Annotated in this window: 16 protein-coding genes; 6 read left to right on the forward strand and 10 right to left on the reverse strand. The window is 64.7% G+C overall.

Annotation, left to right across the window (positions count from 1 at the left end):
* Positions 1 to 82 precede the first annotated feature (82 nt).
* Positions 83 to 532, forward strand: a complete 450-nt coding sequence (locus tag F3H41_RS11360) for a GNAT family N-acetyltransferase (RefSeq protein ID WP_149738792.1) — start codon at positions 83 to 85, stop codon at positions 530 to 532.
* On the opposite strand, the gene F3H41_RS11365 is transcribed toward F3H41_RS11360, so the two are convergent.
* The gene (locus F3H41_RS11365; RefSeq protein WP_149738793.1) at positions 508 to 1,410 is read right to left on the reverse strand and encodes a LysR family transcriptional regulator; all 903 of its coding nucleotides are present in this window, start codon (positions 1,408 to 1,410) and stop codon (positions 508 to 510) included. The two genes, F3H41_RS11360 and F3H41_RS11365, sit on opposite strands and share 25 nt — an antisense overlap.
* A 156-nt stretch (positions 1,411 to 1,566) precedes the next feature.
* On the opposite strand from F3H41_RS11365, the gene F3H41_RS11370 reads away from it, so the two are divergent.
* Positions 1,567 to 2,562, forward strand: a complete 996-nt coding sequence (locus tag F3H41_RS11370; protein WP_149738794.1) for an aldo/keto reductase — start codon at positions 1,567 to 1,569, stop codon at positions 2,560 to 2,562.
* Positions 2,563 to 2,853: 291 nt separating this feature from the next.
* Here the strand turns inward: F3H41_RS11370 and F3H41_RS11375 are convergent, their stop codons facing one another.
* From F3H41_RS11375 to infC, 7 genes are all read right to left on the reverse strand, one after another.
* Positions 2,854 to 3,489: a hypothetical protein gene (locus F3H41_RS11375; RefSeq protein ID WP_149738795.1), complete on the reverse strand. Its 636-nt coding sequence runs from the start codon at positions 3,487 to 3,489 to the stop codon at positions 2,854 to 2,856.
* Between the two features lie 90 nt (positions 3,490 to 3,579).
* Positions 3,580 to 6,006 (reverse strand): phenylalanine--tRNA ligase subunit beta, encoded by a 2,427-nt coding sequence (gene pheT, locus F3H41_RS11380; protein ID WP_149738796.1) that lies wholly within the window; start codon positions 6,004 to 6,006, stop codon positions 3,580 to 3,582.
* A gap of 18 nt (positions 6,007 to 6,024) precedes the next feature.
* Positions 6,025 to 7,113 carry a phenylalanine--tRNA ligase subunit alpha gene (gene pheS, locus F3H41_RS11385; RefSeq protein ID WP_149738797.1) on the reverse strand — a complete coding sequence of 363 codons (1,089 nt, stop codon included), beginning with the start codon at positions 7,111 to 7,113 and terminating at the stop codon, positions 6,025 to 6,027.
* Positions 7,110 to 7,997, reverse strand: coding sequence for a serine/threonine protein phosphatase (locus F3H41_RS11390; protein ID WP_149738798.1), 888 nt, complete (start codon positions 7,995 to 7,997; stop codon positions 7,110 to 7,112). The genes pheS and F3H41_RS11390 overlap by 4 nt, the downstream gene beginning before the upstream one ends.
* A 90-nt stretch (positions 7,998 to 8,087) precedes the next feature.
* Entirely contained in the window at positions 8,088 to 8,492 is a 405-nt protein-coding gene (rplT, locus tag F3H41_RS11395) for a 50S ribosomal protein L20 (RefSeq protein WP_149738799.1), read from the reverse strand.
* Positions 8,493 to 8,527: 35 nt separating this feature from the next.
* Positions 8,528 to 8,731 (reverse strand): 50S ribosomal protein L35, encoded by a 204-nt coding sequence (rpmI, locus tag F3H41_RS11400; RefSeq protein WP_102020677.1) that lies wholly within the window; start codon positions 8,729 to 8,731, stop codon positions 8,528 to 8,530.
* Between the two features lie 254 nt (positions 8,732 to 8,985).
* Positions 8,986 to 9,522 (reverse strand): translation initiation factor IF-3, encoded by a 537-nt coding sequence (gene infC, locus F3H41_RS11405; protein ID WP_149738800.1) that lies wholly within the window; start codon positions 9,520 to 9,522, stop codon positions 8,986 to 8,988.
* A gap of 234 nt (positions 9,523 to 9,756) precedes the next feature.
* Between infC and F3H41_RS11410 the strand changes: the two genes are divergently transcribed.
* Positions 9,757 to 10,557 carry an alpha/beta hydrolase gene (locus tag F3H41_RS11410; protein ID WP_149738801.1) on the forward strand — a complete coding sequence of 267 codons (801 nt, stop codon included), beginning with the start codon at positions 9,757 to 9,759 and terminating at the stop codon, positions 10,555 to 10,557.
* Positions 10,558 to 10,754: 197 nt separating this feature from the next.
* Positions 10,755 to 11,375 (forward strand): transglutaminase-like cysteine peptidase, encoded by a 621-nt coding sequence (locus tag F3H41_RS11415; RefSeq protein ID WP_149738802.1) that lies wholly within the window; start codon positions 10,755 to 10,757, stop codon positions 11,373 to 11,375.
* 72 nt (positions 11,376 to 11,447) lie between these two features.
* On the opposite strand, the gene mbfA is transcribed toward F3H41_RS11415, so the two are convergent.
* Complete coding sequence (gene mbfA, locus F3H41_RS11420) at positions 11,448 to 12,440, reverse strand: iron exporter MbfA (protein WP_149738803.1); 993 nt, start codon at positions 12,438 to 12,440, stop codon at positions 11,448 to 11,450.
* Positions 12,441 to 12,583: 143 nt separating this feature from the next.
* A complete protein-coding gene (gene efp, locus F3H41_RS11425) occupies positions 12,584 to 13,153 on the reverse strand; it encodes an elongation factor P (protein ID WP_149738804.1) in 570 nt (189 codons plus the stop codon).
* Between the two features lie 161 nt (positions 13,154 to 13,314).
* Between efp and epmA the strand changes: the two genes are divergently transcribed.
* Both epmA and F3H41_RS11435 read left to right on the forward strand, forming a co-directional pair.
* Entirely contained in the window at positions 13,315 to 14,373 is a 1,059-nt protein-coding gene (gene epmA / locus F3H41_RS11430) for an EF-P lysine aminoacylase EpmA (protein ID WP_149738805.1), read from the forward strand.
* Complete coding sequence (locus F3H41_RS11435; RefSeq protein ID WP_149738806.1) at positions 14,370 to 15,434, forward strand: lysine-2,3-aminomutase-like protein; 1,065 nt, start codon at positions 14,370 to 14,372, stop codon at positions 15,432 to 15,434. The genes epmA and F3H41_RS11435 overlap by 4 nt, the downstream gene beginning before the upstream one ends.
* Positions 15,435 to 15,444: the final 10 nt, after the last annotated feature.

Below are 15,444 nucleotides of genomic sequence, written 5' to 3' on the forward strand. Positions count from 1 at the left end.
ACCCTACCCCAGTCGCGCCCTGACTGGAATTCACGCGCGGAAGATTCTACAAAAGCGCGTAGATGACACCGGGACGACGGCCATGACCCTCGAGATCCGCTTTGCCGAAGCTGCCGACGAGGCGCAGTGGCGCCCGCTCTGGCAGGGCTACCTGACCTTCTACGAAGCGAACGTGCCGGAAGCGGTGACCCGCCACACCTTTGCCCGCATCCTCGATCCCGCCGAGCGGCTCGCCATGCGCGTCGCGCTCCTCGATGGCCGGCTGGTCGGCTTTGCCACCCACCACCACCACGACAGCACCTGGGACATTGCGCACGACTGCTACCTCGAAGACCTCTACGTGGACGAAACCGCCCGCGGCCACGGCGTCGGCCGCGCCCTGATCGAGGATCTCAAGGCGCTCTGCAAGGCGCGCGGCTGGAACCGGCTCTACTGGCACACCAACGAAACCAACACCCGCGCCCGCGCGCTCTACGACAGCTACGGCCCGGCCGATGGCTTCGTGCGCTATACGGTGACGGTCGAGGGGTAGCGGAAGAAATCCACGAAGGCCCTGAGCGCCGGGCGCATCTGCCGGCGCGAGGGGTAATAGATGTGGAAGCCCTCGAAGGCCGGGCACCAGTCTTCCAGCACGGGCACCAGCCGGCCGGCCGCGATGTCGTCGGCCACGCGGTGTTCGAAGAGGAAGGCGAGGCCGACGCCGTCGAGCGCGGCGCGGTGCATCAGCCCCTGATCGGCGAGGATGAGCCGCCCCGTCACGTCGACGGAGAGCGCCCGGCCGTCCTTTTCCAGCTCCCAGCGATAGAGCCGGCCCGAGGCGAAGCGGCGGCGGATGCAGTCATGGCCGGTCAGCGCGCGCGGATGGGCGGGCTTTGCATGCCGCTCGAAATAGGCGGGCGCGCCGACGATGAGGCTTCGCCAAGGGCCGCTGGCGCGCACCGCGATCATGTCCGCGTGCAGGTTTTCGCCGAGCCTCAGCCCCGCATCCAGCCCCGCCTCCACGATATCCTCGAAGCGGTCGTCAATCCTGAGGTCGAATTCGATATCCGGATAAGCATCGAGAAAGGCGGGGAGACGCGGGGCGATCACGTCCTCCGCCGCCATCATCGGCATGGTCACGCGCAAGGGGCCAGACGGCTTCTGCCGCCGTTCGCGCAGGTCCTCCAGGACACCGGCAATGTCGGCGAGCGCCGGCGAGAGGGTCGCGAGCAGCAGGCGTCCCTCCTCCGTCGGCGCCACGGCGCGCGTGGTGCGCGCCATCAATCGCACGCCGAGGCTTGCCTCCAGCGCCTGCACCGCATGGCTGACGGCGGATGGCGCGATGGCGAGATCGGCCGCCGCCTGGCGAAAGCTTCCGGCGCGGGCCACGGCGGCGAGAACAGCAAGCTGGGCGAGTTGGGTACGGTTCATTGTTCCATCATTTAGAACACCGGATGCCGCATTTCGTCAATTCCCGAACGACGCCGCCCCGCCCTATGATGCCCCCATCGACGTCGAGACATATGCACCCCAACACCGGCCCCCCAAGACGCCTACCCCACCACAAGAGACCCAAGGAGACACCCCATGGACACCCGCACACTCGGGCCCCTCACCGTATCCGTCCTCGGCCTCGGCTGCATGGGCATGAGCCATGCCTATGGCACGCCGCTTGCGGAAAAGGATGCCTTCGCGCTTCTCGACCGCGCCGTGGAGCTTGGCGTCACGCTTTTCGATACGGCCGAAGTCTACGGCCCCTTCACCAATGAAGAGCTGGTCGGCAAGGGCCTGAAGCGGCATCGCGGCCGCGTGCAGATCGCCACCAAGTTCGGCTTCACCATCGGCGAAGCGGCCAGCGCCGTCCGCCCCTCCGGCGTCGACAGCCGGCCTGAGCATGTGCGGGCCGTGGCCGAAGCCTCGCTGAAGCGGCTCGGCGTCGAGGTCATCGATCTCTTCTACCAGCACCGGGTGGATCCCGCCGTGCCGATCGAGGAGACCGTCGGCGCCATGGCGGATCTCGTCAAGGAAGGCAAGGTGCGCGCGCTCGGCCTCTCGGAAGCCGGCGCCGAAACGCTCAGCCGCGCGCATGCCACCCACCCCATCGCCGCCATCCAGAGCGAATATTCGCTGTGGACCCGCGAGCCAGAGACCAATGGCGTGCTCGAAACCTGCCGCGCCCTCGGCATCGGCTTCGTGCCCTTCTCCCCGCTCGGCCGCGGCATGCTGACCGGCGCGCTGAAGGACATCTCCACCCTCGGCGCGACAGACTTCCGCCGGGGCCTGCCCCGCTTCGACGCCGAAAATTTCGACGCCAACCGCGCGCTCATCACCCTCCTCGAAGAGCGCGCCCGGGACCGCGGCATCACCGCCGGCCAACTCGCGCTCGCCTGGGTCCTCGCCCAAGCCCCCTTCATCGTCCCCATCCCCGGCACCACCAAAATCCCAAACCTCGAAACCAACCTCGCCGCCACCGATATCCGCCTGAGCGCGGAAGAGGCTGCGGAGCTGGGGGCGCTGCTGGCACCGGAGAAGGTGGCGGGCGGACGGTATTCGGCGGCGCAGGAGGGGTTGACGGGGCGGTAGAGGCGGGGGCGCGGTAGGGGGCGGCGGCATCGCTTGCGGCAAGGCCCCCTCATCCGCTCTTCCGGGCGCCTTCTCCCCGCTGGGGAGAAGGGAGAGGGCAAGATGAGCTTAGCTATGCGGGGCCGGTTAGGGGTTTGGGGGAAGGACGCAAGGCCCCAGGCTCCGGATCCCTCAACGGGTCTCCCTCCGGCGACGGGGGCGGGTCGGGTCGGTCGCTTGGGCGTCCGCATGCCGGCCCGACCCATACCTTTCCGCAAGCGACCGCACCGCAAGGGACTGCACCGGCAGGGATCAGGGTGCCGCGGCCGGGCGCGGGGCTGGGGCGGGAAACCCTTCATACTCAGCCGCATGGCTGCCCGCATGGTTTGCCATACCCGGTCGCGTCAGGATGCCGCGCGGGGCGGCGAAGCTGGAAATGATGCGCTTCGGGCGCTCGTGCCACTGGATGTTGACGGCCCAGAGTTTCGGGAAGAATTCGAGGCTGGCATAGGGCAGGTGATCATGGATCCACCAGGCGAGCCGGCGCCAGTCGCCCTCCTCGCGGAAGCGATCCGCCACAAAGGGCACGACCACGCAGGCCGTCGCCCCCATGCAGCCCTCGGCGTCCCTCACGTCCCAGATGTGGCCGGCGGCGCTTGCGGCATTGGAGGCGCAGTTGAGGCCGTGGCGGTTGCCGAAGGCGTTGACCTCGGCCGAGCGATAGGCGGACCGGATGGCGAGCCGTCCGAAGGTGGCCTGCAGGGGCTCCAGCAGGTCTTCGCAGAGCCTGCGGCCAGCGGCGATGGCAAGGTCGGGATCGTCGGGGATGTTGCGCAGGCCGTGAAAGGCGGCGATTTCGGACTGGAGGAAATCGCGCAGGAAGAAATTTGCCGAGAGCCTGACGCGGCCGAGATCTTCCAGGCCCTTCATGCTGGCGGGTTTGCGCATGGTCTCTCCTCCCCTTGCTCAGGGCGGAGAGTAGGTGGCGCGGCGGGGCCGCGCCACCCGATTTCGGCGTCCTTGGCGGACAGGGCGCGCTCAGGCGCGCAGCGTGCCGCCGGTGGTCTTTTCGACATTGGCGACGATCTTCTTCGTCAGCGCGTCGAAATCCTCATCCGTCAGCGTCTTGTCGATCGGCTGGATCGTCACTTCGATCGCCACGGACTTCCTGCCTTCGCCGAGCGACGCGCCCTCGAAGACGTCGAAAACGCTGACCCCGGTGATGAGCTTGCGGTCGGCGCTAGTCGCGGCCTTCTGGATAGCGCCGGCTTCGACCGCCTTGTCGACCACGAAGGCGAAGTCGCGCTTCACGGCCTGGAAGGCGGAGAGATCGAGCGCCGGCTTGGTGCGGGTCGCCTTCTTCTTCGGCTCCGGCATGGCATCGAGATAGATCTCGAAGCCGGCCAGCGCGCCGGAGACGTCGAGCGCATCGAGCGTCTTGGGGTGGAACTCGCCGAAAGCGCCGAGCACGACCTTGGGGCCGAGCTTGATGGTGCCGGAGCGGCCGGGATGATACCAGGCAGGGCCGCCCGCCTCGAACTGCACATTGGCCATGGGCAGGCCGCAGGCTTCGAGCACGGCGATGGCATCGGCCTTGGCGTCGAAGACATCGACCGGCTTGCCGCCGCCCTTGGCCGCATTCGACCAGAGGCGGCCTGCACCGGCGAGGCTCGCCGTACCACGGCGCACGCCGCCCGCGACGCGGCGCTGGCCTTCCGGACGGTCGCTCTCATAGGTGCCGGAGACCTCGAAGAGCGCGACGTCGCCATAGCCCTTGTCGGCGTTGCGTTGCGCGGCCGTCAGGAGGCCCGGCAGCAGCGAGGGGCGCATGTCGGACATATCGGCCGCGATCGGGTTGGCGAGCGCAAGCGATGGCGAGCCGCCGCCGAACAGCTCGGCCTCAGCCTTCGGAATGAAGGACCAGGTGACGGCTTCCAGCATGCCGCGCGCGGCGAGCGCGCGCTTTGCGGCGCGGGTGCGGATCTGCAGCGTCGTGAGGATGCGGCCATTGACCGAGCCCTTGGCCGGCAAGGGTTCAGCCTTGATCGCATCGACGCCGTGGATGCGCATCACCTCTTCCACGAGGTCGGCCTTGCCATCCACATCCGGCCGCCAGGAGGGCACGGAGACCTTTACCCGCTCGCCAGCGCCCGTGACGGCGAAGCCGAGACGAGTGAGGATTTCGCGGCTCTCGTTCGTGGAGACCTCGAGGCCTGTCAGGCGCTTCACTTCCGAGAAGGGGAAGTCGATGACCTTGGGCGTGTAGCCGGCATAGCCGACCACATCCGCCTTCGCCGCCCGGCCGCCGCACAGCTCCAGAACGAGTTCGGTGGCGCGCTCAAGGCCCGGGACCATATATTCGGGGTCGATGCCGCGCTCGAAACGGTAGCGCGCATCGGTGATGATGCCGAGGCCACGGCCGGATTTCGCGATGTTCATGGGATCCCAGAGGGCGGATTCGATGAGCACGTCGGTGGTGTTCTCGTCGCAGCCGGAATGCTCGCCGCCCATGATGCCGCCGATGGATTCGACGCCCTTGTCATCGGCGATCACCACATTGGCGGCCGAGAGCTTGTATTCGCGGGTGTCGAGCGCCAGCACCGTCTCGCCTTCGGCCGCACGGCGGACCGTGAGGTTGCCCGCAACCTTGGCGGCATCGAAGACGTGCAGCGGCCGGCCCTGGTCGAAGGTCAAATAGTTGGTGATGTCGACCAGCGCATTGATGGGGCGCAGGCCGATCGCCAGCAGGCGCTGCTGCATCCAGCGCGGGCTCGACCCGTTCTTGACGCCGCGCACGAGGCGGAGCGCGAAGCCGGGGCAGAGATGCGTATCAGTGCCAAGATCGAGCGTCACTTTCACCGGGGTCTCGCCTTCGACCGCGAAGGAGGGCGCGGGGCGCGTCTTGAGCGTGCCGAGGCCGGAGGCGGCGAGGTCGCGGGCGATACCGTAGACGCTGGTGCAGTCCGGCCGGTTGGGCGTCAGATTGATCTCGATGACGGGATCATCGAGCCCGGCGTAGGACGCGAAGCTGGTGCCGACGGGCGCATCTTCCGGCAGGTCGATGATGCCGTTGTGGTCGTCGGAGATGTTGAGCTCCTTCTCCGAGCACATCATGCCGTGGCTTTCCACGCCGCGGATGGTGCCGACACCGAGCGTGACATCGATGCCGGGGACATACATGCCCGGACGCGCGAAGGCGCCGACGAGGCCGGCCCGCGCATTCGGCGCGCCGCAGACGACCTGCACCGGCTTGCCGTCGCCGGCATCGACCGACAGCACCTTCAGCTTGTCGGCCTGCGGGTGCTTTTCGGCGGTCAGGATCTTGGCGATGACGAACGGCTTGTAGGCCGCCTTGTCATCGACATGCTCGACTTCGAGGCCGATCGACGTGAGACGCTCACAGATGGCCTCAAGCGTGGCGTCGGTTTCCAGGTGCTCCTTGAGCCAGGAGAGGGTGAATTTCATGATCTTGTCTCCAGTCTCTTAAGCACTCAAACCACCAAACAGCGTCGGCATGTCGAGCGGTCGGAAGCCGTAGTGGCTGAGCCAGCGTACGTCGGCGTCGAAGAAGTTTCTGAGGTCCGGCATGCCGTATTTCAGCATGGCGATGCGGTCGAGGCCCATGCCCCAGGCGAAGCCCTGGTAGACGTCGGGGTCGAGACCGCCGGCGCGCAGCACGTTGGGATGCACCATGCCGCAGCCGAGGATTTCCATCCAGTCCGTGCCTTCGCCGAACTTGACGATCGGGCCGGAGGAGCGGTCGCACTGGATGTCCACCTCGAAGGAGGGCTCGGTGAAGGGGAAGAAGGACGGGCGGAAGCGCATCGTCACATCGTCCACCTCGAAGAAGGCCTTGCAGAACTCCTCCAGGATCCAGCGCATGTTGGCGACGTTGGAATGGGTGTCGACGACGAGGCCCTCCACCTGATGGAACATCGGCGAATGGGTGGCGTCGCTGTCCTGACGGTAGGTCTTGCCGGGAATGATGATACGGATCGGCGGCTTCTGCGCTTCCATGGTGCGCACCTGCACGGGCGAGGTGTGCGTGCGCAGGACCTTGCGTTCACCCTTCTCATCCGGCTGGAAGAAGAAAGTGTCGTGCATTTCGCGGGCCGGATGTCCCTCGGGGAAGTTCAGGGCCGTGAAGTTGTAGTAGTCAGTCTCGATATCGGGACCTTCGGCGATGGAGAAGCCCATGTCGCCGAAGATGGCAGTGATTTCGTCGATGATCTGGCTGATCGGATGGATGCGTCCGCGCTCGGCCGGCGAGGAGCGCACGGGGAGCGAGACATCCACGGTTTCGCGGGCGAGCCGCTCGGCGATCGCCTTGTCCTTCAGGGCGGTCTTGCGGGTGGCGATCGCCTCGCCAACCTCGTTCTTCAGCGCGTTGATGGCCGCGCCGCGCGTCTGGCGCTCTTCCGGCGACATGGCGCCGAGCGTCTTCAGCAGCTCAGAAACCGAGCCTTTCTTGCCGAGGGCTGCGACGCGCACCGCTTCGATCGCCGCTTCATCGGCCGCCGCCTCGATGTCGGCGAGCAGGGTCTGTTGAAGGTGAGAGAGGTCGTCGCTCATGGGGTCTTTGCCTTGTTGGGTGAAGGGGCGGCTTGGCTGGCACCGCCCCCGGAAACGGGGTCGGAAGGAGAATCTGCCAAGCGTTGGAGGGTTTCGACGGCAGCGATGAAGCGCGCCACGTCCTGGCCGGGTTTGACGCGCTGGACAGCGCGCATGGCGGTCAGCAAGGGCGTCAGTCTTGCAACGATGCGTGACAGCTCCGCGACAGCGGCGGGCGTTGCACGGGATGCCCAGGCGGCATAGGCCTCACCCGGCGTTTGCGGCAGCAGGCTGCGCGTTGCAATCTGCAGGAACAGCAGCAGGATGTCGCGCGCCTGCGCACTCGCAAGCGGCATCACCGCCTGCGGATCCTCCTCGAAATCGAGAAAACCGAAGCTGCTATCGGCATCAATGACGAAATCGCGCGGGTGCGGGCGGCCATGGCACAATCCGGCGCGATGCAGGCGGCCGATCTCGGTGGCCGCACGCAGCAGCAGGCCGTCATGCACGGCGGGCTCGCCCTTGGCATCGCTCATGTCGCCGCCGAGCGTTCGGCCGAGATTTTCGAGAACGAGCGCGCGCGGGCCGCGGTAAAGAACCTTCGCGGTGCGGAAGCCGGCAGCGCTAAGGGCCGCCATCTTGCGCAGTTCGCGTTCGATCATCTGCTCGGGCGGCAGCACCGGAGAGGGGCGCAAGATGGGCTCGCGCAGCAGGCTCGCCAGCACGGACTGCGCGCGCATCCGCATCATGCCTTCCCGGCCGGCATAGCGCTTGATCCAGACCGTGCGCTCCCCGAGTTCCAGACGCTCGACACGCGAACGGCCGGCGACCAGCGCTGCCAGCACCCGCTCCATGTCCTTGCCCGGTAGTGAGGAAACCGAAGTTTCCGGCTCAGTGTGTTGCACGTCTCGATCCACCAAAACGAAAAAACCCGCGCCAGCCCTGCCAGCGCGGGTTTCCCAATTCAATTGTCAGAAAGCTTGGGAAGCGCTGGCTTAACGAACCGCGCTTTCAAACTCGTTGGCCGTGCCGGCATCCTTGAGGTAGGCAAGCGCCTTCTTGGCGGCTTCGACGAGCGCGCCGAAAGCAGCCGTCTCATGGATGGCCATGTCGGACAGAACCTTGCGGTCGACTTCGATGCCGGCCTTGTTCAGGCCATCGATGAAGCGGCCGTAGGTCAGGCCATGCTCGCGGACGGCAGCGTTGATACGCTGGATCCACAGAGCGCGGAAATTGCGCTTCTTGGCGCGGCGGTCGGCGGTTGCCATCTGACGCGAACGGTCGACGGCAGCCTTGGCGGCGCGAATGGTATTCTTGCGGCGGCCGTAGAAACCCTTGGCGGCCTTGAGCGTCTTCTTGTGCTTGGCGTGAGCGGTTACACCGCGCTTTACACGTGCCATGTCATGATCTCCTTAAAATCCAACAGCGCCGGGTCTTACAGACCGTTCGGCAGGTAGTTCTTGATGACCTTCTTGCCATCGGGCTCGGCCAGAACCATGGTTCCGCGCGCGTCGCGAATGAACTTGTTGGACCGCTTGATCATGCCGTGGCGCTTGCCGGCGGCAGCTGCCAGGACCTTGCCGGAGGCGGTGATCTTGAACCGCTTCTTGGCAGACGACTTCGTCTTCATCTTGGGCATTTTGCTACTCCGTTTTTTTCTTGGGGGATGCGATTGACGAGATCGCCTCCAGCGTAAAGAACGGCCACGGCATGCCCTGCCGGACCGTTCGGACGGCGGCTTGTAACCGAAGCGCGTCCAAAGTGCAACGCTTGAATCGGGTCGCGATGCAAAGATCGTCGCCAAAACAAAAGCCGCCAGACATGTGGCGGCTTTTGTGAAGCGCTGATGGGATTTGCCACGTCACCAGACCCGGCAGCGTCGGGCCGGCAGCCTTACTTCGGCGCCAGAACCATCATCATCTGGCGTCCTTCGAGCTTCGGCTCGGCTTCCACCTTGGCGACGCCAAGCGTATCTTCCTTCACCTGCAGCAGAAGCTTCAGGCCGAGTTCCTGGTGCGCCATTTCACGGCCACGGAACTTCAGCGTCACCTTGACCTTGTCACCCTCTTCGAAGAAGCGGTTCATCGCCTTCATCTTCACCTCATAGTCATGGGTGTCGATATTCGGGCGCATCTTGATCTCCTTGATCTCGATGACCTTCTGCTTCTTGCGGGCTTCGGCGGCCTTCTTCTGGGTGGCGTATTTCAGCTTGCCCAGGTCCAGGATCTTGCAGACGGGCGGCTCGGCATTGGGCGAAATTTCAACCAGATCCAGACCGGCTTCTTCCGCCATGCGGAGCGCCTGATCGGTCGGCACATTGCCCTGGTTGTTGCCTTCGGCATCGATGAGCTGCACCCGGGGAACCCGGATTTCCTTGTTGGAACGGGGGCCGTCCCTGGTCGGGGCCTCCGATTTGAATGGTCTGCGAATGGTCGTTGTCTCCTCGAGCTGTTGCAGATCGTATCGTCGTTTTCATGTGCGGTGTGACTGGCATTTACGCCTCGACGGAGGCGGAAACAACAGGCACGAAGCATATGTGGGATGGTCAGCGACTGAGTCCATAGCACAGGCCGCACGGAAAATCACCACCTGTCGTCAACCATCCGAATCGGTTTTACAGGTCTTGCGGACGAAAAGACGTCATCTGAACGGAAGGAACACTCCATGAGCGACCATACGATGGCCAGCCGAAACGAGAGTATCGCGGTCGGCACAGGTGAAAGCGTCCGAACCATTGCGGCCATCGTGCTTGAACCGGCCGCGCAGGGTGCCCCTTTCCTCGTCTGGCTGGGCGGCTATCGCTCCGACATGAGCGGGACCAAGGCAATCGAACTGGAGCGCTTTGCGCGCGAGACCGGTTGTGGGTGTCTGCGCTTCGACTATTCCGGCCATGGCCAATCCGGCGGGGAGTTTCGCGACGGGACCATTTCGCGCTGGCTCGAGGAAAGCCTTGCGGTTCTGGCCCTGACCGGGAAGGCGCCACTCGTGCTTGTCGGGTCATCCATGGGCGGCTGGATCGCGCTGCGTCTGATGCAGGCGTTGAAGGCGGCCGGCAGGGCACGGGACGTCATGGGCCTGGTGCTGATCGCGCCCGCGCCGGACTTCACCTCGGAACTGATAGAACCTGCGCTTTCGGACGCAGAGCGGGCTTCCCTTATCGAGCGCGGCTTCTTCGAGGAGCCGACGCCCTACGGCCCCGACCCGAACATCTTCACGGCTGCCCTGATCGAAGATGGTCGGAACAACCGCGTGCTGTCGGGCGTGATCGACACCGGCTGCCCCGTCCATATCCTTCAGGGAATGAAGGATCCCGATGTTCCCTACGCGCACGCGCTGCGCCTCGTCAGCCACCTGCCGGCCGACAACGTGGTCCTGACGCTGATCTCCGATGGCGATCACCGCCTATCGCGGCCGGAGGACATCGCCCGGATGCGGGCCGCGCTTGAGGGAATCACCCGCGCCTGACGCAATCGCTGCAATTTTAACCATACGTACCAATCGCGAATTCCTTGGATTGACTTGCCGGGCGCCTGACGATTAACCTTTTGTTAACGATCAGAGCAGGGACGAGGCAGCGCGCCCGATCCCGCCGGCAGAGCCAGGGACAAAATGCGGGATGACAGGGGCATGAAGCCTCCGACCGCGGCGACAGGGGAATGCGGATGAAGAAGGCTGCGGGGGTTTGGGGCGTTGCAGGTGCAATCTGCGCCCTGATGATGACGGCGTCGCACGCCATTCCGGCGCAGGCTGGCCCTTCCCTGTGGATGCAAACCGGCGCGATTACCTCGCAGCCGATCGGTCACTATGAATTCTGTCAGAAGTACAAGGACGAGTGCGAGGTCAAGTCGCGTTCGGTCATGCCTCCGAAGGTGACCGATCATGGCTGGGCCGTCATTCGCGACGTCAACGCCACCGTCAACCGCACCATCACGCCGATGACCGATCAGGAACTCTACGGCAAGGACGAGGTCTGGGCCTATCCGACTACGGCAGGTGACTGCGAAGACATGGCGCTTCTGAAGCGCAAGATGCTGATGGAAAAGGGTTTTTCCGCCAGCGATCTCCTGATGACCGTCGTGCGCAAGCCGGACGGCGAAGGTCATGCCGTGCTGACAGTTCGCACCGCCCAGGGCGACTTCATCCTCGACAATCTCGAAGATCAGGTGAAGCTTTGGACCGACACGCCCTACCGCTTCCTGAAGCGCCAGGCCGCGTTCCACTCCGGCCGCTGGGTCACGATCGAGAATGGCGGCGAAGTCCTCGTCGGTTCGGTCGGCAAGTAAGAGACATTCCGTTTGATTGTGACAGGCGGCCAAGCGATTGGCCGCCTGTTTTCGTTTGAGCGTCGCCTGTCGTCAGGCGTTGCCGATTAGGACGCCAGCGGCGAGAACCAGGCTGCCGCCGAGGACCACCTGGAATGCGGCACGCAGGAAAGGGGTTTCCATATAGCGGTTCTGGATGAAGGCGATGGCCCAGAGTTCGAAGAACACGACAGCACAGGCCACCGCCGTCGCTGTCCAGAAATGCGGGATGAGGTAGGGCAAGGCGTGACCGAGGCCGCCGAGCGCCGTCATGATACCGGAGGCGAGACCGCGTTTCAGTGGTGAACCGCGGCCCGAAAGCTTGCCATCATCGTGTGCCGCTTCGGTGAAACCCATGGAAATGCCGGCGCCGACCGAGGCCGAGAGGCCGACGAGGAAGGTCTGCCATGTATCTTGCGTCGCAAAAGCGGCTGCGAAGATCGGCGCGAGCGTGGAGACGGAGCCATCCATGAGCCCGGCAAGGCCCGGCTGGACATAGGTCAGGATGAACTGGCGGCGGGCACTGGCGTCTTCCTCGTCGCGAACGTCGTCCGGCAGGTTTTCTTCCTTCAGACGGCGGGCGATCGTTTCGTGGCCCTTTTCTGCCATGGCGAGATCGCCCAGCAGACGGCGGGTTGCTGCATCCTCACTGCGCTCGGCGGCCTCAAGGTAAAAGCGATGCGCGGCGTTTTCCATCGCCTCGGCTTCATCACGGGCCTTCTCGATGGGCATGTTGGCGACCAGCCAATCCGGCTTGCGGGGCGCGAATTCGCGCACATGCTCGCGGCGGATCAGCGGGATACGCTCGCCAAACCGCTTCTGGAACTGCTCGATGAGAATGCGGCGGTGCTCGCTCTCCTCCTCGGCCATCTCCTCGAAAACCTTGGCGGAAGCCGGGTATTGGGCTCGCAGAGCATCGGCGTAGGAGAGATAGATGCGGCCATCATCCTCTTCGGAGGAAATGGCGAGCGCGAGCACTTCCTGCTCGCTCAGCGAGGCGAAGGAACGGCGCGTAGAGGACCGAAAAAGCTGCATGGCGACACCCATTTTAGAATTATTCTAAAAATAGGATCCTCCGCGTCGCTGTCAACAGGCTGAACGCGCAGCTGCCATGCAAAGAAAATGGACGCAGAAAAACAAACGGGCGCCCCGAAGGACGCCCGCCGTGTGTTTCAATCTGCGTGGACCGATCAGTCCTTGGCGCGCTCGACATAGGACGTGTCTTCCGTCGCGATGACGACGCGGGTGCCGGCCTGGATATGCGGCGGCACGAGCGTGCGCAGACCGTTGGAGAGCATGGCGGGCTTGTAGGACGACGATGCCGTCTGGCCCTTGGTCGTCGGCTCGGTCTCGGTGATTTCGAGCGTGACGTGGCGCGGCAGTTCGATGGCGATCGCGATGCCTTCGTGGATTGACAGGATGACGGCCATGCCTTCCTGGAGGAAAGCCTTGCCGTCGCCGATGTCTTCGGCGGACATGACGACCTGGTCGTAGCTTTCCGGGTTCATGAAGTGGAAGCCTTCGCCGTCTTCATAGAGGAAGGTGTGCTCGCGGTCTTCGACGAAGGCGCGCTCCACCTGTTCGGTGGTGCGGTAGCGCTCGGAAACCTTCACGCCGTCAGAGATGCGGCGCATGTCCACCTGCGTCACCGGCGTGCCTTTGCCCGGGTGAAAGTTCTGGGCGGTGAGCACGACATAGAGCTTGCCGTCGACATCGAGCACGTTGCCCTTGCGCACGGAAGAAGCGATGACCTTGACCATGGAACGTCCTTGTAACAGAGGTAGGCGCAACAGCATCGGGCCGGCAGAGGGCCCGTCGTGGCGCGCGAAAACGGAATTTCGCGCCGCCGATACCGCAATTTCGCGCAAATAGCCAGCCTCATGGCGGCTGACGGCGCAGATAGATCGGGAACGAAACCCTGATGACACGAGCTTCACCCTGGTGGATGCCGCATGTGCATGACGACCGCCGCCCTTTCCTGACGATGCGCAATCGTCTTCGCAGTGCCATCGCGCGCCATTTCGAAGCGCTGGATTTTCTCGAAGTCGACCCCTGCCTGCTGCAGATCTCGCCCGGCAACGAGGCGCATCTGCATGCCTTTGCCACAGAGGCGGTCGGCACCGACGGACGGCGCCAGCCGCTTTACCTCAATACCTCACCGGAATTTGCCTGCAAGAAGCTCCTGGCCGCCGGTGAAAGGCGGCTCTTTGCCTTCTCGCATGTCTTCCGCAACCGCGAGCGCGGGCCGCTGCACCATCCCGAATTCACCATGCTGGAATGGTATCGTACCGAAGAGAGCTACGAGACGCTAATGGTCGATGCCGCTCAACTGCTCGCCCTCGCCGCCGAGACATCGGGTCAGTCGAAACTTACGTTTTCCGGTCTCTCCGTCGATCCTTTTGCCGATCCCGAGCGCCTGTCCGTGGCGGACGCCTTCGAGCGCCATGCCGGCATCGACCTGCTGGCCACAGTTACCGCGGATGGCGAAACCGATTGCGAGGGGCTTGCCGCCCAGATGCGTGCGAAGGGTTTGCGCGTGGCGGCCGATGATCGCTGGGCCGATCTGTACAGCCGCGTTCTGGTCGAGCGGATCGAACCGCATCTCGGCATCGGCCGGGCCACCATTCTCGACCGCTACCCGGTCAGCGAGGCGGCGCTTGCCCGGCCCGCTGCCGATGATGCGCGCGTTGCGGAACGTTTTGAGTTCTACGCCTGCGGTGTCGAACTCGCCAATGCCTTCGGCGAACTGACCGACCCTGCCGAACAGCGTCGCCGCTTTGAACTGGAAATGGCAGAGAAGGCCCGCGTCTATGGCGAAACCTATCCGATCGACGAGGACTTTCTCTCAGCGCTGGCGCTGATGCCGGAAGCGAGCGGCATTGCGCTCGGCTTCGAGCGGCTCGTCATGCTGGCGACCGGGGCAAGCCGGATCGAACAGGTCATCTGGGCGCCGGTGGCGGAACAGGAGGGTGCGGCATGACCGGCGGCCGTGCAGTCCGCAGTGCCGACGACCTCATCGCCGCAGGTCTCGTACCACCCACGGAGCGCGCGAAGGTCGCGGCAGTCGGCGCGCGCTATGCCATTGGCCTGACGCCGGCGATGCAGGCGCTGATCGATCCCACCGATCCCGACGATCCGATCGGCCGGCAGTTCCTGCCGGACCTGCGCGAACTTGAAACCACTCCTGAGGAGCGGAGCGACCCCATCGGGGACCTCGCCCACAGCCCGGTCGAAGGCATCGTGCATCGCTATCCCGACCGGGTTCTGTTGAAGGTCGTTCATGTCTGCCCCGTCTACTGCCGCTTCTGTTTCCGGCGCGAAATGGTGGGCCCCGAAGGTCTCGGGACGCTGGCAGGCGACGACATAGAGAAAGCCATAGCTTACATTTCCGAACATCCGGAAATCTGGGAAGTCATCCTGACGGGTGGCGATCCGCTCGTGCTGTCGCCACGGCGCATGTCCACCGTGATGGAAAGATTGGCGACCATCGACCACGTAAAGATCGTGCGCCTGCACAGCCGCGTGCCCGTGGTCGATCCTCATACGATCGATGCGGCCTTGGTTGCGGCGCTGAAAGCGAGCGGCAAGACGGTCTATCTGGCCATCCATGCCAACCACGTGCGGGAACTGACGCCGGAGGCCGAGCGTGCCATTGGCGCGCTTCTCGATGGGGGCATTGTGCTTGTCAGCCAGACCGTTCTGCTGCGCGGCGTCAATGACGATGCGGATGTGCTGGCGGCGCTGATGCGGCGTTTCGTGGAACTGCGCATCAAGCCCTATTATCTGCACCACCCGGACCTCGCGCCCGGCACGGCGCACTTTCGCCTGTCACTGTCGGAAGGACGCGAGATCGTCGAAGGCCTGCGGCAACGCGTTTCCGGTCTGTGCGTACCGACTTACGTATTGGACCTGCCGGGCGGCTACGGAAAGGTCCCGGCATCCTCAGCGGCGATCCGCGACTGCGGCGATGGGACCTACGAGATCCGGGATCGCAAGGGCGCTTTTCATAGCTATCCGCCGAGCGGCACGCCCGAGACCTGAAGCGGGGCCA

It is taken from the genome of Rhizobium sp. RU20A, from assembly GCF_900155885.1.
GTDB lineage: Bacteria > Pseudomonadota > Alphaproteobacteria > Rhizobiales > Rhizobiaceae > RU20A.